The 22,018-nt window shown below is 63.3% G+C and carries 16 protein-coding genes; 9 read left to right on the forward strand and 7 right to left on the reverse strand.

The window, feature by feature from the left end; all coding sequences use genetic code 11:
- Positions 1–317 precede the first annotated feature (317 nt).
- Together K6T12_RS12880 and K6T12_RS12885 are read left to right on the forward strand one after the other, a co-directional pair.
- Complete coding sequence (locus K6T12_RS12880) at positions 318–1,562, forward strand: EAL and HDOD domain-containing protein (protein WP_222223136.1); 1,245 nt, start codon at positions 318–320, stop codon at positions 1,560–1,562.
- Between the two features lie 137 nt (positions 1,563–1,699).
- Positions 1,700–3,067, forward strand: a complete 1,368-nt coding sequence (locus K6T12_RS12885) for an HD-GYP domain-containing protein (protein ID WP_222223137.1) — start codon at positions 1,700–1,702, stop codon at positions 3,065–3,067.
- A 60-nt stretch (positions 3,068–3,127) separates the two neighbouring features.
- Here the strand turns inward: K6T12_RS12885 and K6T12_RS12890 are convergent, their stop codons facing one another.
- Positions 3,128–4,996 (reverse strand): sensor domain-containing diguanylate cyclase, encoded by a 1,869-nt coding sequence (locus tag K6T12_RS12890; RefSeq protein WP_222223138.1) that lies wholly within the window; start codon positions 4,994–4,996, stop codon positions 3,128–3,130.
- Positions 4,997–5,166: 170 nt separating this feature from the next.
- Positions 5,167–6,096: a MerR family transcriptional regulator gene (locus K6T12_RS12895; protein ID WP_222223139.1), complete on the reverse strand. Its 930-nt coding sequence runs from the start codon at positions 6,094–6,096 to the stop codon at positions 5,167–5,169.
- 186 nt (positions 6,097–6,282) lie between these two features.
- Here K6T12_RS12895 and K6T12_RS12900 point away from each other — a divergent pair, with 186 nt between their 5' ends.
- From K6T12_RS12900 to K6T12_RS12930, 7 genes are all read left to right on the forward strand, one after another.
- Positions 6,283–7,272, forward strand: coding sequence for a YbgA family protein (locus K6T12_RS12900; RefSeq protein WP_255611712.1), 990 nt, complete (start codon positions 6,283–6,285; stop codon positions 7,270–7,272).
- 33 nt (positions 7,273–7,305) lie between these two features.
- Positions 7,306–8,709 (forward strand): cryptochrome/photolyase family protein, encoded by a 1,404-nt coding sequence (locus tag K6T12_RS12905; protein WP_222223140.1) that lies wholly within the window; start codon positions 7,306–7,308, stop codon positions 8,707–8,709.
- 125 nt (positions 8,710–8,834) lie between these two features.
- The gene (phnP, locus tag K6T12_RS12910) at positions 8,835–9,581 is read left to right on the forward strand and encodes a phosphonate metabolism protein PhnP (protein ID WP_222223141.1); all 747 of its coding nucleotides are present in this window, start codon (positions 8,835–8,837) and stop codon (positions 9,579–9,581) included.
- Positions 9,582–9,650: 69 nt separating this feature from the next.
- A complete protein-coding gene (locus tag K6T12_RS12915; RefSeq protein ID WP_222223142.1) occupies positions 9,651–9,983 on the forward strand; it encodes a DMT family transporter in 333 nt (110 codons plus the stop codon).
- A gap of 86 nt (positions 9,984–10,069) precedes the next feature.
- Positions 10,070–10,630 (forward strand): elongation factor P, encoded by a 561-nt coding sequence (locus K6T12_RS12920; protein WP_222223143.1) that lies wholly within the window; start codon positions 10,070–10,072, stop codon positions 10,628–10,630.
- A gap of 301 nt (positions 10,631–10,931) precedes the next feature.
- On the forward strand, positions 10,932–12,026 hold the full coding sequence (locus K6T12_RS12925; RefSeq protein ID WP_222223144.1) for an efflux RND transporter periplasmic adaptor subunit: 1,095 nt from the start codon (positions 10,932–10,934) through the stop codon (positions 12,024–12,026).
- Complete coding sequence (locus tag K6T12_RS12930; RefSeq protein WP_222223145.1) at positions 12,023–15,139, forward strand: efflux RND transporter permease subunit; 3,117 nt, start codon at positions 12,023–12,025, stop codon at positions 15,137–15,139. Before K6T12_RS12925 ends, K6T12_RS12930 begins: the two co-directional genes overlap by 4 nt.
- A gap of 117 nt (positions 15,140–15,256) precedes the next feature.
- Here K6T12_RS12930 and K6T12_RS12935 read toward each other — a convergent pair whose 3' ends face one another.
- The 5 genes from K6T12_RS12935 to K6T12_RS12955 form a co-directional block, all read right to left on the reverse strand.
- Complete coding sequence (locus tag K6T12_RS12935) at positions 15,257–15,844, reverse strand: CBS domain-containing protein (protein ID WP_222223146.1); 588 nt, start codon at positions 15,842–15,844, stop codon at positions 15,257–15,259.
- Between the two features lie 902 nt (positions 15,845–16,746).
- The gene (locus K6T12_RS12940) at positions 16,747–17,010 is read right to left on the reverse strand and encodes a SemiSWEET transporter (RefSeq protein ID WP_222223148.1); all 264 of its coding nucleotides are present in this window, start codon (positions 17,008–17,010) and stop codon (positions 16,747–16,749) included.
- Positions 17,011–17,381: 371 nt separating this feature from the next.
- Positions 17,382–18,839, reverse strand: coding sequence for an aldehyde dehydrogenase family protein (locus tag K6T12_RS12945; RefSeq protein WP_222223150.1), 1,458 nt, complete (start codon positions 18,837–18,839; stop codon positions 17,382–17,384).
- A 28-nt stretch (positions 18,840–18,867) separates the two neighbouring features.
- The gene (locus K6T12_RS12950; protein WP_222223152.1) at positions 18,868–20,487 is read right to left on the reverse strand and encodes a 5-guanidino-2-oxopentanoate decarboxylase; all 1,620 of its coding nucleotides are present in this window, start codon (positions 20,485–20,487) and stop codon (positions 18,868–18,870) included.
- Positions 20,488–20,576: 89 nt separating this feature from the next.
- The gene (locus tag K6T12_RS12955; protein WP_222223154.1) at positions 20,577–21,986 is read right to left on the reverse strand and encodes a YjiH family protein; all 1,410 of its coding nucleotides are present in this window, start codon (positions 21,984–21,986) and stop codon (positions 20,577–20,579) included.
- Positions 21,987–22,018: the final 32 nt, after the last annotated feature.

Below are 22,018 nucleotides of genomic sequence, written 5' to 3' on the forward strand. Positions count from 1 at the left end.
GAGGGCTAAGGCAACGGAAGGATGTCTGGCCGCCATTATAACCTGCCCGATCCAGCACCTGTCATGTCGCCGGACGTGGCTTTTATTGATGGGTGTTTTGTTTGGTTGTTGTAAGCCTTATTGTTACAAGTGACTTATAACTCATTGAAAAATAAATAATAAATAAAAATTATAGAATTTTTTAGAATAAATATTGATCTATGTTTGTTTTAATTTTGGAGTGGTTCGGGTATCTTTTGGCGCGTTTTTCCACCGGCTGAGCCCGTTCAGTTGTGCATCCAGGGAGCAGACCAGAACAATAAGAGGAAGGGATACCAATGAATGCGACAGCAGCAGCGCATGGCGTTGAGCACAGCTACCTGATTGCCCGTCAGCCCATCGTTAACGGCAACCTTAAACTGATCGGCTATGAACTGCTGTACCGGCCGGGTTGCTGCCATCAGCCTCAGCCGGTCTCCGGTGATATGGCGACTGCCCAGGTGCTGTCGACCAGCCTCAGCGAGACTGATCTGACCGAACTGGTGGGTGATTGCACCGCCTTTATCAATATGACCCGCGAGGCGATCCTCAATATCGATCTGCTGTCGCTGCCGTCCGACCGGGTGGTGTTCGAGATCCTGGAAAATATCGAGATCGATCCGATCCTGCTGAACAAGGTCAAGGCGCTGATCGCCAAGGGCTACCGCTTCGCACTGGATGACTTCTCGCTACAGGGGATCCATAACGACCATATCGAGCTGGCCGATGTGGTTAAGGTCGATGTGATGGGGCTCAGCCGGCAGGAGATTGCCGAACATGTCCGTGTACTGAAGCGCCAGCAGGTCAAACTGATCGCCGAGAAGGTGGAAACCTGGGAGGACTTCGAATACTGCAAGTCGCTCGGCTTCGACCTGTTCCAGGGCTACTTTTTCGCCAAGCCGCAGCTGGTCAGTGGCAAGAGTATCCGCCACCACCGTTCGACCACCTATCGGCTGATCTCGCGGCTGAATGATCCCAATGTCGATTTCGACGAGTTGGAACGGCTGATCGGCCAGGATCCGGCACTGAGCTACAAGCTGTTCCGTTATGTCAATTCGGCGTTGATTGCCCGTAACCGCAAGTTCAGTAACCTCGGCCAAGTGTTGGTACTGCTCGGCCTGGACCGGTTACGCGCGGTGGCGACGTTGTTTGCGATGTGTCAGATGGAGGCCAAGCCGGCGGCACTGGCGCGGACGCTGCTGCAGCGGGCACAGCTGTGCCGTTTGCAGGCGCAGGCACGGGGCGTCAAAAACCCGGAGGATTACTTCACGGTCGGCATGTTCTCGATGATCGACGCCTTCATGGACAAGCCGCTCGATGAGGCGCTGCGTCTACTGCCGCTGCCGGACGAGTATAGCGAGTCGATTCTGCAGCATGCCGGCCCCATGGGCGATGTGCTGAAGTGCGTGATGCGGCTGGAACAGCAGACCTGCAGTGACTGCGAACGTTGTATCTTCGAAGATGACCGGCAGCTGCTACTCTTTAACGACGCCGCCCGCTGGGCCACCGACACAATACGCATTCTGCACGACAGCGTTGGATGACCGCTGTCAGGATGAGCCGGCACGTAGATCATTGGTCGTAACTTCGTTCCCCTGTATCGGGAGTTTGCCTAGTATTCAGGGATATCTATACCCGACTGTCCCGGTTGTGCTCGCTTACTGGCCTGCAAGGAGGATCGATGGAGGCTCGAAAGGCGCAACAAGCTCTGCAGAAATATGACCTGTCCCACTATGCCGATCACCTGACCGAAATCGGACCGGAGAATGCGGTGCTGGCGCGCGAGGACATCCGCAACAGCGCCGGAGCCCTGTTGGTCCCCAAGGGCCAGCGACTGGACCGGGTGGCAATGTCGCGGTTGCGGCAGCATGCGCTGGACAAGATCCTGGACCTGCAGATATCCGTCGAGGGCTGCCTTGACGGTACGCGGATTTATCGGCAGATCCTTGAATTGATCGAGCAGTACCCCGGCTGCCAGCAGGTGCAGGCGCGCAGCGGCCATAGCGAGATGCTGCGTGAGGTCTGCCTGTCCGAGCCGATCGCCCCGCCATTGCTGAACAAGCTGACGGTAATGCGCCAACGTTTGCCAAAAGCGTATAACCACAGCCTGTTTACCGCCTGGGTCTGCCTGTTGATCGCCAGCGAGATGGGGCTGCCCAAAGCCAAGATCCGTAAAGCATTCGCCTGTGGCCTGCTGCACGATATCGGACTGCTGCACGTGCCTGAGTCGCTGACCCGGCGACGCGAACTGTCGCCGGAGGAGTGGCAGGCGTTACAGAGTCACGCGGTGATCGGCTACCTGATCGTGCGCGCGCTGGACGTCTACCCGCCGTCGGTGGCGGAAGGGGTGCTGGAACACCATGAACGGCTCGACCAGACCGGTTACCCGACCCGCAAGCCGGCCGAATGCTTGGGCCTCTATGGCCAGCTGGTGGGCTGTGCCGATCTGCTGTTCAAGTTCGGTGACAACGAAGTGAAGGATCACCCCAGCCGCCTGGCCGCCAGCCTGCCCTATCTGCGGATGCACCAGGGCGCTTACAGTGAAGATATCTTCAATGCCATTGTGCGGATCCTGAGCCGTTGTGATTACCAGCCAAGGCCGACAGCAGAGCCGGCGGAAATGGGGCTGCAGCGGGTGCTTATGCTCAACCTGTTGGTGATGGAGATGGGGCAGCAGCTGAAGAGCCTGCTGTCGCTGGAGCTGGTACCGTTGATCGGCGAGAGCCGCAGTGGCCAGGCGCTGCTGGCGATGGCGGAATCCCTGGTCGGCACTCTGCGCCGTACCGGCCTCGATGCCGGCTACCTGCTGGAAACCCTGGGCGTCGAGCAGGGGGAGCCCGAACCGGCCGCGCTGGATGAGGTTTCGGCCATGCTGCACGAGCTGCTCTGGCTGCTTAAGCGTTTTTGCTGGAGCGTCACGCAGTATCTGGATGATGAGGGCGGTACGGTTGATCTCGAGCCGCTACGGATGCTGACGGAACAGCTGCAGGCCCGGTTGCAGCAAGCCTGGCAGCTGGAAACGCCCTACCAGGCGGGCGCCCAAGTCTGAACGCTGCCCGGACCGCTGAATAGCACGCATCCAGACCGCCAATGTCTGCAAAACGGTCGATCAGACTAACTCGGTCGGTGCTTCATTGGTGTGGGTCGTGGCCAGCGAACAGCGGTTGCGCCCGGTCCGTTTCGAGTGGTACAGCGCGGTATCGGCCGCCGCCAGCAACTGATTGCCGTCCTCGGCATGGTCCGGGTAGCAGGCGATGCCAACCGAGATCTGGATATCGGGCAGGGGTTGAGCCCCCACCTTGATCTGCAGCCGCGCCACCCCCTGGCGCAACGCCTCGGCACGCTCCAGCGCGGTGGCGCCGTCGGTATCGGTCAGCAGTAGCAGAAACTCCTCACCACCGTAACGACAGCACAGATCCTGCCGGCGGACGTGCTGCTCCAGGTAATGTCCCAGCCGTTGCAACACCAGGTCGCCGATCGCATGGCCGTACCTGTCATTCAGCTGCTTGAAATGATCGACATCCACCAGCAATGCGCTGAGTGGCTGATGGCTGCGCTGGCTGCGAGTCAACTCATGCTGCAGCCAGCGCTGCATATGGCGGCGGTTGTAGAGCCCGGTCAGCGGATCGTGAACCGCCTGGTGCTGCAGCTGATCCTGCAGCTTGCGATTGCCGAGCGGCAGCGCCAGCTGCTCCACCAGCATCTGGCTCAGGTCCGGGTTTTCGGCCAGCAGTGCCGGCAACTCGCTAAGCCAGAGTGTACCGAACGGCTGTTCATTCAGTTGCAGCGCCAGGCATACCGCCTGTTCGTTGGGTAGCGGAGCGGCCAGGCTCTCTTCATCCAGCGCCGACAGCCGCGCGGCATCGGCTCCCCAGTGGACGCGCCGTTGCAGGTGGCCATCCGGACCGCGCAGGAACAGCGCGCCCTGACTGTTCGGCAACAGGTCCGGCAGGCGCTGCTGCAGTCGGTCGAGGGCAGCGTCCAGGGTGGTGGCCGATTGCAGCTCGCTACTCAGTTGGCTGGCCTTGGATAGAAACAGGTTCTGTTGTTCCAGCCGGTCCTGAACCGCACGCCGTTGGGCGATCTCCCGATGGAGTGCGGCGGTCCAGTGGCCGAACAGCCGCAAACCGAAGAACACCAGAAAGCCAAGTGCTACCAGCACCACCCAGATCAACGCCTCGGTCGAATCGATCACCATCTGCACCACCTGATGGATCTGGACGCGGTTGTTGCTGGCTTCGGCCAGTCGCAGCAGTTCCCGCTCCAGATGCAGATTGATCAACAGGTAGCTGGCCAGACCTGCCAGCATCAAGCCACTGATAGTAAGCGTATTTTTGGTGGTGGGTATCGGTTTGGCGGGCTCCAGTCGGTGCCGTCGCTTCCAGTTGCGCAGCGGCCGGCTGAACAGCCATAGCAGCGGTGCGACGCAAAACAGGGTTTGCAGGAAGGAGCCCAGCCACCAGCCCTGCCAGATGGCAAATACATCCTGCACGCCCAGCTGGTTGGTGTAGGTCCAGATGAATGAACCCGCCGAGCTGAATACCCCGGCGATAAAGGACAGCAGGGTGAAAAATGCCAGTGAGCGGCCGGTGCGCAGATCATATCGGACCGGCATGCTGCGGTAGGCCAGGGCAAATACCGCCAGTCCCAGAGGGTTGGCGAAGGCGAATACCAGGGCTGCAGTCAGCGGCATGCCGGAATGCAGTGCCAAGGTGAATGTCGCCAGGTAGGCCGGTATGGCGCCTGACCAGAAGCCGAACCAGATCACCCACAGGGTACAGATGGTCAGTGGCGGGTAGAGGGAGATATAGAGCTCGGCGCCGGCAAAGTGGATCGGCAGGCCGGACCAGCTGTAGATCACGCAGGCCAGCCCCAGGCCAATGCTGGCAACCAGCGAGATCAGCCAGCAGGCTGCGATGCTGCGGCCCGCGGCACTTCCAAGCCTTGCGCGGAGATAGTGTGGTTTCTGCCCATGCATAGCGACTTCCCGGGACTGCCGTGTCGATCCATCACTCCAGAAACCGATCTCGCCAGGCCGTGCTGGTGGCTTAGTCAGCCAAGATTTTATGGCTCCGGAATCATTGCCGGAGTTATCAATACTAGTACCAGATTCGGGAATGTTGATTCAATAACAGAAAAGTTGGTGTTTTATGACCGGCTGCGCTGCAGTTTCTGCCAGAGGCTGCGAGCGCCGCTCAGCGGCTGGCTGTCGACCAACAGCTGGTGTTGTTGCTCGGCATCGGCGCCCAGTCCCAGCAGGCAACCCGGCCCGGTTAGCGCGGTGGGAAAGGGCTGGCCGGACAGTGCCCGCTGCAGCTGCTGTTGCTGGACTTCGCCGGGTTTATCCTCGCGGTAGTAGAGCAGTCCTTCAGGTTGCAGGGAGCGCAATAATGCCGGCCAATGCTCCGGCGCCGGAGCCTGGTCCAGTATTTTGATATGGCAGCCCTGTTCAGCCAGCCAGGCCGCCGCCAGCCAGAGCCGCCAGGCTGGGCTGGCGTTGTCGCACAACATCAGTATCAACGGCTGGCGCTGCTGACGGTTGAGGCCCAGTAGCCGATTCGCCAGCCGGCTGCGCAGGCAGGCGGACAGGAAGGCCAGTTGAGCCGTGCGATGCACATCACCACTGAGCTGCTCCAACAGCGGCGCCAGCCAATGCTCGATGCAGATGGTGGCCGGATACTGCTTCAACTGCTGGTTATAGAGCGCATCGATCCGGTCTTCCTGGAAAGCATCGGCAGCGGCCAACAGTTGGTCGTGTAGCGCTGTCCACTCATCGCTAAGCGGTTGCTGCGGCGTATCGCTTTGATCCTGTGCCAGCAGGGCGCGTACCTGGCTGACCGCGACGCCCCGATTGATCCAACCGAGAATCGCCTGCACCCGCTCCACGTCCGCCGCGTTGTACAAGCGGTGACCCTTGGCGGTGCGGCTTGGTTTCAGCAGGCCGTAACGACGCTCCCAGGCACGCAGGGTCACCGAGTTGACGCCGGTGAGGCGCGACAGCTCGCGAATCGGAAACAGCGTATCGGCCGCTTCGGCCGGATTTACGTTGTGTTGGAGGTCATCGGGTCGCTCAGACATACGGCCTGGCTCCTGCGGTCCATCGGATTTTATGTGTTGCCGACAGTGTAGCGAACAGCTGGCTAGCAGATCCATAACTTATACAGAAAAAAAAGTTGTACAAGAAGATTGAAATTCTTGTACAGCTTATTATCTTTGTACAAGAAGGTGCTGTGGCACCGCTGTGCGGCAACGGAGGTAATCGGCATGAACAGTTTGATCATCGATATGCAGGGCCATAGTCAGGCGGCAACCAAAATTCCGGTTGGCATCAGTGCCTGCCTGCTTGGCGACAACGTGCGTTACAACGGCGGCCACAGCCGTTCCGGCTACTGCTGTGGCCCGCTGAGCCAGTACTTCGAATACCGCAGGTTCTGTCCCGAAGTTGCCGCCGGGTTGGGCACCCCGCGCCCGACAATCCGGTTGGAGGGCGACCCCCGGTCACCGCGGCTGGCCTACAGCAATCAACCGGGCTCCGACCTGAGCGACGCCTTCATGGCGGCGGTCGAACCCTACCTGGCAAGGCTGGGCGAGCTGGACGGCTACATCCTGATGAAGAACTCGCCCAGCTGCGGTATGGAGCGGATCAAGGTCTACCAGCCGAACGGCTACCCGCACCAGCAACGTCGCGCCGGGTTGTTTGCCGAGGCGCTGATGAAGCGTTACCCGCAGTTGCCGGTGGAGGAGGCGGGCCGCTTGAACGACCCCGCCCTACGGGAGAACTTCGTGCTGCGGGTGTTCGCCCATCACCGCTTCCGCCAGCAGGTGGACAGCCAGCTCAGCTATCGCGCGCTGCTGGATTTCCACAGCCAGTACAAGTACCTGCTGATGGCCCATAGCCAAGCGGAATATCGCGCGTTGGGCCGCTTGCTGGGCGAGTCGCATGGGACATCGCTAACAGCAGTGCGGGATCAGTATTTCAGCCGCTTGATGACGGCTTTGCGCCGGCCGGCCACACGCCGCAACCACTGCAACGTGCTGATGCACCTGCTCGGTTATCTGAAGCGCAACCTGACCGGCGCCCTGCGGCAAGACCTATTGACCGTGATCGACCAGTATCGTCGTGGCGAGGTCAACCTGGCGACGCCGCTGACGCTGCTCTGCCACTACCTGCGCCATTACGGCAGCGGCTACGTGCAGGGCCAACGTTACCTGGAGCCCTATCCGGCGGCGCTGGGGCTGCGTAACGATCTGTGAAGCACGACCACCGTTGCAGGCTCTGGAGGTCTCATGAATCCGACCGAACTGGTCTGGCTGCGTAACGATCTGCGGCTGGATGACAACCCCGCGCTGGCGTTGGCGCGTGCGCAGGGGCCGATCCGGGTGCTGTTCTGCCGCACCCCGGGCCAGTGGCGCAAGTACCAGGAATCGCCGGCCCGGCTCGGCCTGCGGGCGGCGGCGTTGAGCGATCTGGCCAGCCGGCTGGCGGCGCTTGGCATCCCGTTCAGCGAACTGTCGGTGGACATTTTTGCGGAACTGCCGGCTGCGCTGGCCAGCTTCTGTCGCCAGAATGGCATCGAGCGGCTCTGGTTCAACCGGGAGACGCCGCTGGACGAGCAGCGCCGTGATCAGGCGGTCAGCGAACGGTTGCAGGCCGAGGGTGTCGCAGTCACCGCCTGCGATTACGACCTGCTGGTCGGCGTGCCGCTGTACAACCAGCAGGGCGCGCCGTTCCGGGTGTTCACGCCGTTCTACAAGCGCTGGCTGCGGGAGCTTGATCGACAGTATCCGGCCAGCCCCTATGCCGAACCTGGCAGCCAGGCTGATTCACTGCCGCCGCCGGCGCTGTCATTCGACTGGGCCGGGCCGTTCCGCGACGACCTCTGGCCGGGCGAAGAGGCTGCAGCCCGCCGGCGACTGGCGCAGTTCTGCGAGCAGCGGCTGTTCGACTATCCGAAGCTGCGCGACTACCCGGCGCGGCCGGCGACCAGCACCCTGTCGCCCTACCTGGCCAACGGCATGCTGGGGCCACGCCGCTGCCTGGCGGTGATCCAGTCACGTTATGCCGAACTGGGCCGAGACTGGCGCGAGGACGGCTGGCTGCGGGAGCTGGCCTGGCGCGATTTCTACCGCCAGTTGCTGCTGCATTTTCCGGAACTGAGCCGGGGTAAGCCGTTCCGGCCGGAGACCGAACGGTTGCGTTGGCGCGACGACGAGGCCGGCTTCCGGGCCTGGTGCGAGGGGCGCACCGGCTATCCGATCGTCGATGCGGCGATGCGCCAGCTGAACCAGACCGGCTGGATGCACAACCGGTTGCGGATGATCGCCGCCAGTTTTCTCTGCAAATTGTTGCTGATCGACTGGCGCCGGGGCGAGCGCTACTTCATGAACCGGTTGGTCGACGGTGAATTCGCCGCCAACAACGGCGGCTGGCAGTGGAGCGCCTCGACCGGCTGCGACGCGTCACCCTATTTCCGGGTGTTCAGCCCGCTGCGCCAGTCGCAGAACTTCGATCCGGACGGTTCCTTCATCCGCCGCTTGGTACCGGAACTGGCACCGCTGGACGCCAGGCAGATCCATGACCCGCCAAGTGACGTTCGCCGGCAACTGGGTTATCCGGCACCGATCCTCGACTACAGGGCGGCTCGTCAGCGGGCGATCGCCGCCTTCGAGGCGCTGCGCGACGGGCACTAGTCATTGGGCATCGGCACGTCCAAGATGGTGGTGGCGGGGTTGCCCCGCCTGTTGGCGGATCGACAATAGTAACGAGCTGGATGGTTCGGTGCGGAATAGCGGTATCCGGCCAGGAGGGACAGGTTATGAAACTACAGTTGTTGGGTACCGCTGACGTCCGGCAGGTGCCGGTCTATGGCTGCGACTGCCGGGCCTGTCGGCGCGCGCGCCGCGAGCCGGCGGCGGTGCGTCGGCCCTGCTCGGCGCTGCTGGCGGTGGCCGGCGAGCGCTACCTGATCGACGGCGGGCTGAGCGACCTGTGTGAACGCTTCCCGCCCGGTACGCTGCAGGGCATCCTGCTGACCCACTACCATATGGACCATGTGCAGGGGCTGTTCCATCTGCGCTGGGGCAAGGCCGAGCCGCTGCCGGTTTACGGGCCGGACGACCCGGACGGCTGTGCCGACCTCTACAAGCACCCCGGCATGCTGAGCTTCCAGCCGCCGCTCGAGCCGTTCCAGCCGTTACAGTTAGGTGCAGTAGAACTGGTGCCGTTGCCGCTGGCCCACTCCAAACCCACCTTCGGTTACCTGTTCCGCGCCGCTGGTAGCAGTGCAGCCTACCTGACCGATACTAAGGGGCTACCGCCGGAAACCGAGCGCTTTCTGCAGCAGCAATCGCCTGATCTGCTGGTGATCGATTGCTCGTCGCCGCCGGGCGTCGCCAACCGCAACCACAACAACCTGGATGAGGTGCTGGCGATCCGGCGGGCGGTCAATCCGCACCGGCTGGTGCTGACCCACCTGAGCCATAAGATGGATCTGTGGCTGCTGGATAACCCGTTGCCGGCCGGCGTCGTCGCGGGCCATGATGGCATGTGTCTTGAGCTCTGACGACGGCGGCGCGGCAGCCTTGCCGTCACCTCAGGCCCGGCCACTCCACCGACCCATCGAGAGAACCTTATGAACCATTGGATCTACCTGGCCATCGCCATCGCCACCGAAGTGCTGGGCACCTCGGCCCTGAAGGCGAGCGCCGGCTATACCAAGCTGCTGCCCACGCTGCTGATGGCGGTGAACTACGGCATATCGTTCTACTTCCTGTCGCTGGCTCTCAAGGCGGTGCCGATCGGCGTCGCTTATGCGATCTGGTCCGGCCTGGGGGTGGTGCTGATCGCGCTGATCGGCCGTTTCCTGTTCGACCAGAAGCTCGATGCCGCGGCGCTGATCGGCATCGGCTTCATCATCGCCGGCGTGGCGATCATGAACCTGTTCTCCAACGCCGTCGAGCATTGACCGGCCCGGCCGCCACCGCTGTATCCGGCGAGTCGCTATCGCGGCGGTCTATACTTCGGACACTGACACAGCGAGGGGGCAGCGCGATGAAACCAGCCGCAGAGATGCGCACCGGGATGTTTATCCGGCTGGACAACGAACTCTACCGGGTGGCGCTGGCCGACTACCAGGCCGGTGGCGGCAAGATGCACGGCGTGACCCATGCCAAGCTGCGCAACGTCCGTACCGGCAATGTCACCGAGCGTCGCTTTCGTGATAACGAGAAGTTCGAAGAGATCGAGATTGAACGCCGAGATATGGAGTACCTCTATCTGGACGGCGATCAGTGCGTGTTCATGAACCCGGAAACCTTCGAACAGGTCAGCCTGGCGCAGGAGCGGCTGGGCGCCTACCTGCCGTTCCTGCAGCCCAACCAGTCGCTGCAGATGAACTTCTTCGACGGCGAAGCGCTCGAGGTCAGCTACCCCGACAGCGTGATCTTGCGGGTCGAGAGCACCCCCGAACCGCTGCATATCCAGAACAGCAGCGTGTTGAAAGAGGCGACCCTGGAGAACGGCCTGGAGATCCAGGTGCCCCAGTTCATCCAGCCGGGCGATCAGGTCAAGATCGACGTGGAAAGCCACAAGTATCAGGAACGGATCCGCTGAGTCTTTTTCAATATCCTGTTCGGACACTTTCCCTGTAGAGCGCAGTTCAGAGTATCACCGCTGCAGGCCTGACCTGATCTGGCAGCCGGTGGGTGTCTCCTTTCCGCAATAACCAGATAGAGATGGGGCGAATCGTGCGGCTGCATTTTCCCAGCGCGGGTAACGTTGGCGTGCTACCGGGGTGGCCCCTAGACTCAGATTACATGCGACCTGAATGAAAGTGTGGCGCAAAAGCGCTGCGCGGCTGACAATATCTCGACGTTTATCCAGTGCCGTCGATAACCCTCCGAGTCTGCAGATTATGCGCGTAGCTTTTCTCTCCCTGGTTTCCCTGCTGGCCCTGCTGCTGGTCGGTTGCAACGAACCGCCGGCGCCGGTACAGAGCAAGAGCAAACCGCATCTGGTGGAGACCGCCACCGCGCTGCGCCAGACCATCGCGATCGAGCGCGAACGCACCGGCACCCTGCGGGCACTGCAGGAGATCCAGATCTACAACCAGGAGGAGGGACGGATCACCGCGCTGCCGTTCTACGAGGGCGACCGGGTCAGCAAGGGCCAGGTGGTTGCGCAACTGGATGACCGCCTGCTGCGTGCCCAACTGGCCCGTACCCAGGCGCTGCGCATCAAGGCGCAGAAGGATCTGAAGCGGATCCAGGGGCTGGTCGATCGGCGGCTGACCGCGCAGTCGGAGCTGACCCGGGTGGAGACCGAGCTGGCGGTGGCCCGGGCTAATGAGCAGGCGCTGGCGACCCGGCTGGATTACACCACCTTGCGTTCGCCGATCAGCGGGGTGGTCAGCCAGCGACTCAGCGAAACGGGCAATATCGCCGAGCGCTATACCCATCTGCTGACCATCTCCGACCAGAGCTCGCTGATCACCGAGGTCAGTGTGTCGGAGCTGTTGATCAACAAGCTGAAGCTGGACGATCCGGTGGAACTGACCATCGATGCCCTGGCCGGTCGGCAAAGCCCCAATCCTCTGCCGGGCCGGATCACCCGCATCTATCCCAATCTGGACCCGGTCACCCGTACCGGTACCGTCGAGATCGCCCTGCAGCCGGTACCGGTCGGTGCCCGGCCCGGCCAGCTGGCACGGGTCAGGCTGCGTACCCAGCAGGCGGAGCGGCTGTTGATCCCGTTCGTCGCGCTGCGTCGTTCCAGCCAGGGAGAGTACGTTTTTACGGTCGACGCGCAGCAGCGGGCCCAGATCGTGCCGGTAGTGACCGGGCTGCGGATCGGCGACGAGATCGAGATCCTCAGCGGGCTGGGCCCGGGCGACCAGGTGGTGGTGCGCGGCTTCACCAACCTGCGTGCCGGCACCCAGGTGGCGGTGGTGATCAATGAGGCGCTGCCGGGCGGCGCGGGCACCGCCTCGGCGGTGGGAAGCGCGCCATGAACTTGCGAAGCGGCGGCCTGGCGGCCTGGTCGATCCGCCATCCGGTCGGTGTGAGCATGATCGCGCTGGCGGTGATCGTACTGGGGATGTTCACGCTGAGTCGTCTGGCGGTCGATCTGCTGCCGCACATCATCTATCCGGAGATCCGGGTGCGGATCATTGACGACGGGGTGCCCGCCTCGGTGATGGAGGACAAGGTGACCCGCCAGCTGGAGGAGCAGCTGGCGGTAACCGAGGATGCGATCGGCGTACAGTCCGATACCAACCGCGGGCTGACCACCGTCGACCTGGCGTTCGAATACGGCAAGGATATCGATATCGCGTTGCGCGATGCCAGTACCCGGTTGGACCGCGCCAAGCGTTTCCTGCCGGAGTTGGCCGATCCGCCGATCATCTACAAACTCGACCCGTCGCAGATTCCGGTGATGGAGTTCGTGATCAGTTCGTCGCTGCGTAGCGGGGTGGAACTGCGGCGCTGGACCGACGATGTGTTCAGCAAGTGGTTCCTGAACCTGCCGGGGGTGGCCGCCGCCGAGGTGGGCGGCGGGCTGTTGCGCGAGATCCAGGTGATCCCCGACCAGCAGCGGCTGGCCGGGATCGGGCTCAGTTACCGCGACCTGATCGCCGCGCTGCAGACCTCCAACAGCGACGAGCCGATCGGTCGGCTGCAGATGCCGGATCATGAGTTCACTGGCCGGATCAGCGGCCGTTTCGCGTCGATCGACGAGATCCGGCGGTTGCCGATCGCGCGCAGCAACGGCAATACGGTCTACCTGGGCGACGTGGCCCAGGTCGTCGACAGCAGTGAGGATGAGCGGATCAAGGTGCGTGCCGATGGGGTCGGCGGCATCAAATTGTCGATCCAGAAGCAGCCGGCCGCCAACACCACCGCGGTGGTGGCGGTGGTCAAGGAGCGGCTGGCCTGGCTGCAAGCGCAGCGGATCATCCCGCCGGATATCAGTGCCACGGTGGTCGCCGACCAGTCCAGCTACATTCTGCAGTCGCTGAAGAACGCCAGCCTGGCGGCGATCAGCGGCGCGCTGCTGGCGATGTCGGTGGTCTACCTGTTTCTCGGCAATCTGCGCCGCACGTTGATTATCGGCAGCGCGATACCGATCGCCATCATGTTCACCTGCGTGCTGATGGGGCTGGGCGGCCTGACCCTCAACGTGATGACACTGGGCGGCTTGGCGTTGGGCGTCGGCATGCTGGTCGACAACACCATCGTAATGCTGGAGAACATCTATCGCCACCAGTGCAACCGTGAGGATTCGCTGCCGGCCGCCAGCCAGGCGGCCGCTGAGGTAAACAGCGCGATCGTCGCCGCCACCTCCACCAACCTGTCGGCGGTGATGCCGTTCCTGTTTGTCGGCGGCTTGACCGGACTGCTGTTCCGCGAGCTGGTTTTCACCATCTCGGCGGCGATCTTCGCGTCGATGATCATCGCCCTGACGTTGGTGCCGGCGTTTGCGGCGAGGGTGCGTCAGCTGGGCCGCAGCCGCATGCGCCGCTTGATCGACGGCATCGTCGAGTGGCTGCAGCGCCGCTATGCGGTGCTGGTCGGTCGGCTGCTGCCCTGGCGCTGGCCGGTGGTGGCGCTGTTCGTGGCCGGTCTGGCAGTGAGCCTGCCGGTGTTCCTCAGCGGCAAGCAGATCTTCCTGCCGAAGCTGGATGACGGTCGCGTTCGGGTGGTGGTCACTGCCGATATCGGCATCTCGCTGGCGGAGATGGATCAGAAGACCTGGCTGATCGAGCAGCTGTTTGCCGGCCAGCCGGAAACCGAAACGGTGTTCACCCTGGTCGGCGGGTCGATCTTCGGCCGCACCCAGCGCGAGACGCCGAGCCGTTCGACCATCATCGTCCAGCTCAAGCCGCTGGCCGAGCGTCGAGTCAGCAGCGGCCAGTGGATCCAGCGGATGAACCGATTGATCGCCGAACAGCGACTGGCCGGCTTCAAAGTGAACCTGACCCAGCGTGGCATTCGCGGAATCCGTACCAACCGCGGCGATGACGACATCAGCCTGCGGCTGCAGGGGGGCGACCTGGACCAGCTGCGAGCACTGGCCGACATGGTTGCCGATCGTCTGCGGGCGATGCCGGGGTTACGTAACGTGGCCCACTCCGCCGAGGAGGAGCAGTTCGAGATCGCGGTGAAGCTGGACCGCGACCGGGCCGCGCAGCTCGGCCTGAATCTGCAGGATCTGACCGAGGCGGCGCAGATCGCGCTGCAGGGGCAGGTGGTCAGTGATTTCCTGGATGGCGACAGGTCTTATGATATCCGGCTGCGGCTGGCGCAGGCGGAGATGAGCAGCCCGCAGGACCTGGAATCGATCATCCTGTTTCCCGCCAGCGGTGCCGCGTCGCCGGTCTATCTGGGTACCGTGGCGTCAATTCAACTGCTGGAGACGCCAGCCAGCATCAAGCGTGACAACCAGATGCGGATCGTCGAGCTGACCGCCAGCCTGGGCGACGAACTGACCCTGGGCGAAGCGCTGCAGCAGATCGATGCGCTGCGCCAGCAGATTGAACTGCCCGCCGGCTACACCCTGTACGACGGCGGTTCCAAGAAGGTGCTGCAGGAGCAGCGCCAGCTGACCGATATCCTGCTGGCGCTGGCGCTGTTCCTGGTGTTCGTGGTGATGGCGATCCAGTATGAATCGCTGCGCAACCCGCTGATCATCATCATCAGCGTGCCCTTTGCGGCGATCGGCGTCGCCGCCGGGGTCTACCTGCTGGCATTGCCGCTGTCGATGCCGGTCTGGCTGGGGATGATCATGCTGATCGGTATCGTGGTGAACAACGCCATCCTGCTGGTGGAATATATCGAACTGGCGCGCCGGCAGGGGCGTCAGCTGAACGAGGCGATCATTGAGGCCGCCCGGTTGCGACTGCGGCCGATCCTGATGACTACCCTCAGCACCGTGGTCGGTATGCTGCCGCTGGCGCTGGGTTGGGGCGACGGTGCCGAGATGCTGCAGCCGCTGGCAGTGACCGTGGTCTGGGGGCTGAGTTTCTCGATGCTGGTTAGCCTGCTGCTGGTACCGCTGGTTTACTACCTGTTCCATGCGCCGCTGGCGCGTGGTCGTCGGCAGGTGAAGCCGGCGGCCGGTTGAGGTGTTGCTGAATTGCTTCGGTATCCGCTGCAAATTGAGGCGCCCTACCGGCCACAAGGGTAACGCCCTACAGTCCGGCCCCGGTGGGCCCGGACTGTTGAACGGTTTGGGATTAGCTCAGGTCTCGCGGCCCGAAACCAGCATATCCACCACTTCGCGGAAGCTGGTGGCGCGTTGCGAGATGTCGACCGAGATCTTCAGTCGGCGGGCGATGTCGCTGGCGGAGATCACCCCCCGCAACTGCCGACTATCCGCATCGACCACCAGCATATGCTGGCTGCCTTCGTGTTGCAGGGTCTTCAGCAGATCGCCGATATGACCGTGTTCCACATCGGACAGCGGCACGCCACGCAGCCGCTCCCTCGGCGTCATCACATCCTTGATGGTCAGGTCGCTGCGGTTAAGGCCAGAGCTGGTTGCCACGCTCAATGCCTTGCGGCTCTCCAGATCGGCCACGGTCAGCAGTCCCCTGAATTGCTCTTCGGCATCGATCACCAGTACCGAACGGACGTGTACCTTACGCATCATATGGATTGCTTCATCCAGAGAGACGTCTTGCTCCATCATCAGTGGCTGGGTTTTCCGGAAATCGGTGACCACGCTCATGGCGGGGGTATCCAGGGTGTATTCCTCCAGCTGTTGTGGGCGCATGATTGCACTGAATTCATCCAGGGAAACGGTTTTCAGTTCTTGATAAGTGTTCATGATCGAACTCCTCGCATTAGGGCGATATCGAACGGAATTGGAAACAACCGGAAGTTGATTCAGCCGGCAGGAGGAGCGCGGGCTGAAATTGGGTTCCAACGCTTGATGACTGGGACAGTGGGATGGAATGGATGCTGAAGGGATAGATCGGCAACAACCGGTGGCGGCGTTGCCTGCGGACCGGCCGGATCTGGCGTGTCATCGTCAGCGCTTAGTGACGGAAGCAGTTGGCCGTAGGAACCCTCGCCAGCGGGCAACAGCTGTTCTGCTTGCGCAGAGGGCAATATAGGCAGAGACAGTGCCGCAAATATCACCAGCCATGACATCGCTCCCTGCACTTTGCCGATAATACGATCTGACAGCGCCACGATAGGGGGTCCTTTGGTCAGTGCTCTTCCTTCATCGTAAGGAGATCGGCGTCCATGTCAAATCGGTGACTATCCGATTTGACATGGACGATGAGGCGCACGCTGGAGTCGAAGCCGGCCACCCCCAGATCGTCCATCGACAGGTGAACAGCAGCACTGCCAGGGTGCGTGCAACACCGTCGTGGTAACGGCGGTGATCTCGACGTTGAGCCAGACGGTGTCCCATGTCGTTTGGGTGGGTTTGATCTGTGCGGCTCTGCCGGTGGGGCCCAGCCCATACGAAGGCGAGAAGATGAAAAATTTACAGACAAAAAAGAGTTGTTAATGTTCGGCGGGCAGTGTCGAGAGAAAGCTTTCGGCGGTACTGTTCAGATCTTGAGGAGGCGAAGGACTCGGGGGGGCCGTCGCGGGAGCGCCGGTCCCATTGCCGGCAGGGCGCGCTGGGGCTGGCAGGCGCGGGCGATTGGCCGGATGCGTCCGGGGGCTGACCGGTCGGATCGCTTAGAGGCTTGAAGAGCCGATCCCGACAGCCTGCTAGCGGTCCAGCCGCTTCAGAATCACCAACGATAGCACGGTACCGGCGAGCAGCAGGGTGACCGCGTTGGCCAGCATCATCTGGGTATCGTCGATCAGTAACCCATAGGTGAGCCACAGCGCCACGCCGAGCGTGAAGATGGCGTACATGCCGAGCGAGATCCCCTCCACGTTGCCGCTTTTGAGGATATGCGCCACCTGCGGCACGAAGGCGGCGGTGGTACAGCAGGCTGCAGCCAGCCCGATCAGGGTTATCAACTCCATCAGTCGGTGCTTCCGTTTGTATGGTTCGATTGATTGTTGGTACCGCCAGCCGGGTATTCTGCTGTTGGTTCAATGGTGGCGGGTGGCAGCGCAGTCTTGCAATGCGCGGGCTGACGTTGGTGTGCCGGCCGCTAATATAGCTCAGTCGGCAGACACCTGATAGTGGCCTTTGTGAGGCCTGGCCGTGATTTCACCGGCTTCGTTACCGGCGATAGAGCGGTATCTGGTTGAGAACTTAGACCGGCTGCTGGCGTATGAGGTGACGCCGGATCGCTAGCGCCGGGCGCTTTGCGGAGCGATGGTTTTCTAATAGAAAAAAACACCCCCGCCATCGGGCGGGGGCAAAGTACGGCAAGGGCCTTGCTTACCCTTCAGCTCACCGGTTGGGTGATATGTTTGACCTCCAGGTAGGCGTTCAGCCCCCAGGGGCCCAGTTCGCGGCCGATGCCGCTGCGCTTGAAGCCGCCCCAGGAGGTTTCGGCGAACACCACCTGCAGGCTGTTGATCCAGATGTGGCCGGCTTGCAGCTGTTCGGCCACCCGCTGGGCGCGGGCCGGATCGCCGCTGATGATGCCGGCCGCCAGGCCGAAGTCGCTGTCGTTGGCCAGCGCGATCGCTTCCTCCTCGGTGGCGAAGGTGCGCACGCAGAGCACCGGACCGAAGATCTCCTCGCGCCACAGCGGGCTGTCGGTCGGCACGTCGACGAAGATGGTCGGCTCGACGAAATAACCCTGGGCGAAGCCGACCGCCCGACCGCCGCCGGTCAGTAGTTGCAGGCCGGCTTCGCGGCCACGCTCGATATAGCCCAATACGCTGTGGTACTGGGCCTGGCTGGTCAGCGGCCCCATCTGCACGCCGTCGTCAAAGGCGTCGCCCAGCTGCAGCGCCTCGGCGGCCGCCTTCAACCGCGCCAGCAGTCGCGGGGCGATCCCCTGCTGCACCAGCAGCCGGGAGGTGGCCGAACACATCTGACCGCAGTTGTAGAAGATACCGCCGAGGATCCACTCCACCGCCGACTCGATATCGGCATCGTCGAACACCAGCATCGGCGATTTGCCGCCCAGCTCCAGGCTGACGCTCTTGACCTGCTTGGCGGCGCTCCGCATCACCTGTTCGCCGACCCGGTTGCTGCCGGTGAACGACACCTTGTCGACATCGGGGTGGCTGGTCAGCGGCGCGCCTACGTCCGGGCCGCTGCCGCAGACGATGTTCAGCACCCCGGCGGGCAGCTCGACCGACTGGGCGATCAGGCCCAGCTGCAGCTCGACCAGCGGGGTGACCTCGGAGGGCTTGAGCACCACCGTACAACCGGCGGCCAATGCCGGTGCCACCTTCCAGGCACTGGTGACGAATGGGAAGTTCCAGGGCACGATCAGCGCCGCCACGCCGGCCGGCTCCAGCCGGGTGTGTGATTGGTAGCCGGGGTCGGCCAGCGTCACCGGGGCGTTCTGGCGCTGGTCCAGTTGCTCGGCCAGGTCGGCGTAGTAGTCCCAGCAGGCGATCGCATCGGCGATGTCGATCTCGGCTTCGGCCAATGGCTTGCCGTTGTTGCGCGACGACAGGGCGGCCAGTTCGCCGGCGCGGGCTTCGATCTGGCGGGCGATCGCCCGCAGGTAGCCGGCCCGTTCGGCGCCGCTGGTCTGGCGCCACTGGCGAAAGGCGGCGCGGGCGGCCGCGACCGCCTTGTCGACATCGGCCGGGCCGCCGGCGGCGACCCGGTCGATGACCTGCTCATTGGCCGGGTTGATCACCGCCAGGCTGGCCGGCGTTTCCGGCGCGAGCCAGCGGCCGTCGATAAAGAGCTGGTGGTGGTTGCTAATCTTGTCCATCGGGATTCTCACTGGATGTCCGCTCGGGTTACCGGGCCTGGCCGGCGATGAAGTCGGCGTCTTCGCGTACCTCGATCAGCGTCGGCCGATCGGCCTTGGCGGCGGCCTGCAGCAGTGTGTGCAGCTGTTCGAAGCTGTCGGCCTGCTCGGCGTGGCAACCGAAGCCGCGGGCGATGGTCTGGAAGTCCGGCGTGTAGATATCGACGCCGATGGTCGGGATCTCGCGCCGCTCCATGTAGTGCTTGATCTCGCCGTAGCCGCTGTTGTTCCACAGCAAGACGATCACCGGCGCGCCGGCTTCCACCGCCGAGGCCAGCTCCGGCAGGGTGAACTGGATGCCGCCGTCGCCGATCAGCGCCACCACCGGCCGCTCGGGGGCCGCCAGCTTGGCGCCGATCGCCGCCGGCAGGCCGTAGCCCAGGGTGCCGTAGCCGGTCGAGGAGTTGAACCAGCGGCGCGGCTCGGCGGCTTCGTACAGGTGGTTGCCGGAGTAGACCGGCTGGGTGGAGTCGCCGGCGATGATCACCCCCGGCAGCGCCTGCTGCACCGTCTGCAACACCTGCCGTTGGGCGGACCAGGCGGTCGGCCACTGGCGGTCCAGCTGGGCCTGCACCGCGGTCACTCGGGCACGGCCGCTGGCTCGATCCGCCGTGGTCGATTGCGCCAGCGACTCCAGCAAGGCGTCCATCGCCAGCCGGGCATCGCTGAGGATCGCCAGGTCGGCCGGGAAGTTGCGGTTCAGCTGCTCGGCGTCGATATCGATCCGGATCAGCTGGCCCTGAATGCCGAAGCCGCCGTCGAACACCACGTCGTAATCGGTCTCGCCCAGCTCGGTGCCGATCGCCAGCACCAGGTCGGCGGCCTTGACCAGCTCGCGCACCGGTTGCAGCGACTGGTTCGAGCCCAGCGACAGCGGGTGGCCCGGCGGCAGCACGCCCTTGGCGTTGATGGTCAGCAGGGTCGGCGCGTCGAGCGCCTCGACCAGCTGGCGGGCCGGTTCGGCGGCATCGGCGCTGCCGCCGCCGAGCAGTACCACCGGATTACGGGCCTGTTGCAGCATGGTCGCCGCCTGGGCGATGGCCGCCGGTGCCGGTCCGGGCCGGCTGGGCAGGGCGGCCGGCTTGCGGCTTAGGTGATCGGCCGGAGCGGTGATCACGTCGAGCGGAATCTCGATATGCACCGGTCGTGGCCGGGCGCTGTTGAATACCGCGAAGGCGCGGGCCAGTACCGCCGGTAGTTCGTCGGGCCGCATCAGGGTGTGGCTGAAGGCGGTAACGCCGGCGATCAGCTGGCGCTGGCCCGGCAGTTCGTGCAGCCGGCCGGCACCCATGCCGAGCTCGGCACGGTTGTTGACGCTGGAGATCACCAGCATCGGGATCGAATCGGCATAGGCCTGCCCCATCGCGGTGGCGATATTGGTCATCCCCGGGCCGGTGATGATGAAGCAGACGCCGGGCTTGCCGGTGACGCGGGCGTAGCCGTCGGCCATGAATCCGGCGCCCTGCTCGTGACGCGGGGTCTGGTGGCGGATCGCGGTGGCCGGCAGGCCGCGGTACAGCTCGACGGTGTGCACGCCCGGAATGCCGAACACGGTATCGACGCCGTAGGCTTCCAGCAGCTCTACCAGTACCTCTCCACAGGTGATCATGGCTCTCTCCTGAATGAATTTCTATAAAGCGCAGAGCCGGATGCCGAGGCGCACTCGCGTCTCGGCATGGCTCTTTCCAGTTTGGCCGGTTAGAACACCAGCGTATGGGCGATCAGGGCGATGATCGGCAGTGTGATCAGCGTGCGCAGGATGAAGATCGCGAACAATTCCAACAGGTTCAGCGGGATCTTCGATTTCAGCAGCAGTACGCCGACCTCGGACATGTAGATCAGCTGGGTCAGCGACACGCAGGCGACCACGAAGCGGGTCAGCTCGCTTTCGATCCCCTTGCCCAGAACCGCCGGCAGGAACATGTCGGCGAAACCGACCAGCATCGCCGGTGCGGCGGCGGCGGCTTCCGGTAGCTGCAACAGCTCCAGCAGCGGGATGAACGGGTAGGACAGCCAGGTGAAGATCGGCGTGTACTCGGTCAGCGCCAGCGATACGGTGCCGATCGCCATCACCAGCGGCAGCAGGCCGAACCAGATGTCGGTGACGTTCATCAGGCAGCTGCGGCCAAGCGCGGCCGCGCCCGGTGCGTTATGGGCGCGGCGCACCGCCTGTTCCAGCCCCCAGGAGAACAGCGAGTGGCCGTTAGGCACCGCTTCCTTGATCTGCTTGCCGCTGGCGCTGTTGTATTCATCCTTCTTCCAACTCAGCGGCGGCAGGCGCGGAGTGATCACCGCCGCCACCAGGCCGGCTGCGACTACGGTCAGGTAGAACGGCACGAACAGATGGTCCAGACCGATGAAGTTGCTGATCAGCAGGCTGAAGGCGATCGAGGCGATCGAGAAGTTGGTGGCGATCACCGCCGCCTCGCGCTTGGAGTAGAAACCCTGCTCATACTGCTGGGTGGTGATCAGTACGCCGACGGTGCCGGAGCCTAGCCAGGAGGCGACCGCATCGATCGACGAGCGGCCCGGCAGCTTGAAGACCTTCTGGAAAATGTTGCGCAGCAGGGTGCCGATAAACTCCATGAAGCCGAAATCCACCAGGAACGGCAGCAAAATCGCGGCAAAGAAGAAGAAGGTGATCAGCACCGGGGTCAGGTCCATCAGCATCACACCGCCGGTGTTGCGGTTCCAGACCCACTCCGGGCCGACCTCGAACAGCGTCATCGCGGCAAAGGCGGCGCCGACCACGCGTAGTGCCAGCCAGCCGCCCTTCGGCGTGAAGACCTCGACCAGGGTACTGTCCTTGCTGGCCCAGCGTGGCTTGAGCAGCGCCGCGTACAACGCCACCAGCGCGGAGATCGCCAACAGGCCGGTGGCGAAGGCCGGCAGGTAGTCCTTGGTCAGCGCTTTCAGCTCGTCGGCCAGTACACCCATGCCGATGGTCACCTTGCCATCGACCACTACCGGGGTCAGGAAGAACAGCACGCCGATCAGCGACGGGATGATGAACTTCAGGTAGGCGGACAGGCTGTGCGCCGGGTGAGCGTCGTCGCGGTCGGTCAGCAGGACGCTGTCCGCTTCTTGTTTATCTAAGTGTTGATTCATGGTTGGACCTTTTATTTGTAGTTATTTTGGCA

The organism is Marinobacterium arenosum (genome assembly GCF_019795155.1).
Classification (GTDB): domain Bacteria; phylum Pseudomonadota; class Gammaproteobacteria; order Pseudomonadales; family Balneatricaceae; genus Marinobacterium_C; species Marinobacterium_C arenosum.

Coding starts and splice junctions, on each gene's coding strand:
- K6T12_RS12880 (WP_222223136.1), top strand. CDS start 318: ATGAATGCGACAGCAGCAGCGCATGGCGTTGAGCACAGCTACCTGATT.
- K6T12_RS12885 (WP_222223137.1), top strand. CDS start 1,700: ATGGAGGCTCGAAAGGCGCAACAAGCTCTGCAGAAATATGACCTGTCC.
- K6T12_RS12890 (WP_222223138.1), bottom strand. CDS start 4,996: ATGCATGGGCAGAAACCACACTATCTCCGCGCAAGGCTTGGAAGTGCC.
- K6T12_RS12895 (WP_222223139.1), bottom strand. CDS start 6,096: ATGTCTGAGCGACCCGATGACCTCCAACACAACGTAAATCCGGCCGAA.
- K6T12_RS12900 (WP_255611712.1), top strand. CDS start 6,283: ATGAACAGTTTGATCATCGATATGCAGGGCCATAGTCAGGCGGCAACC.
- K6T12_RS12905 (WP_222223140.1), top strand. CDS start 7,306: ATGAATCCGACCGAACTGGTCTGGCTGCGTAACGATCTGCGGCTGGAT.
- phnP (WP_222223141.1), top strand. CDS start 8,835: ATGAAACTACAGTTGTTGGGTACCGCTGACGTCCGGCAGGTGCCGGTC.
- K6T12_RS12915 (WP_222223142.1), top strand. CDS start 9,651: ATGAACCATTGGATCTACCTGGCCATCGCCATCGCCACCGAAGTGCTG.
- K6T12_RS12920 (WP_222223143.1), top strand. CDS start 10,070: ATGAAACCAGCCGCAGAGATGCGCACCGGGATGTTTATCCGGCTGGAC.
- K6T12_RS12925 (WP_222223144.1), top strand. CDS start 10,932: ATGCGCGTAGCTTTTCTCTCCCTGGTTTCCCTGCTGGCCCTGCTGCTG.
- K6T12_RS12930 (WP_222223145.1), top strand. CDS start 12,023: ATGAACTTGCGAAGCGGCGGCCTGGCGGCCTGGTCGATCCGCCATCCG.
- K6T12_RS12935 (WP_222223146.1), bottom strand. CDS start 15,844: ATGAACACTTATCAAGAACTGAAAACCGTTTCCCTGGATGAATTCAGT.
- K6T12_RS12940 (WP_222223148.1), bottom strand. CDS start 17,010: ATGGAGTTGATAACCCTGATCGGGCTGGCTGCAGCCTGCTGTACCACC.
- K6T12_RS12945 (WP_222223150.1), bottom strand. CDS start 18,839: ATGGACAAGATTAGCAACCACCACCAGCTCTTTATCGACGGCCGCTGG.
- K6T12_RS12950 (WP_222223152.1), bottom strand. CDS start 20,487: ATGATCACCTGTGGAGAGGTACTGGTAGAGCTGCTGGAAGCCTACGGC.
- K6T12_RS12955 (WP_222223154.1), bottom strand. CDS start 21,986: ATGAATCAACACTTAGATAAACAAGAAGCGGACAGCGTCCTGCTGACC.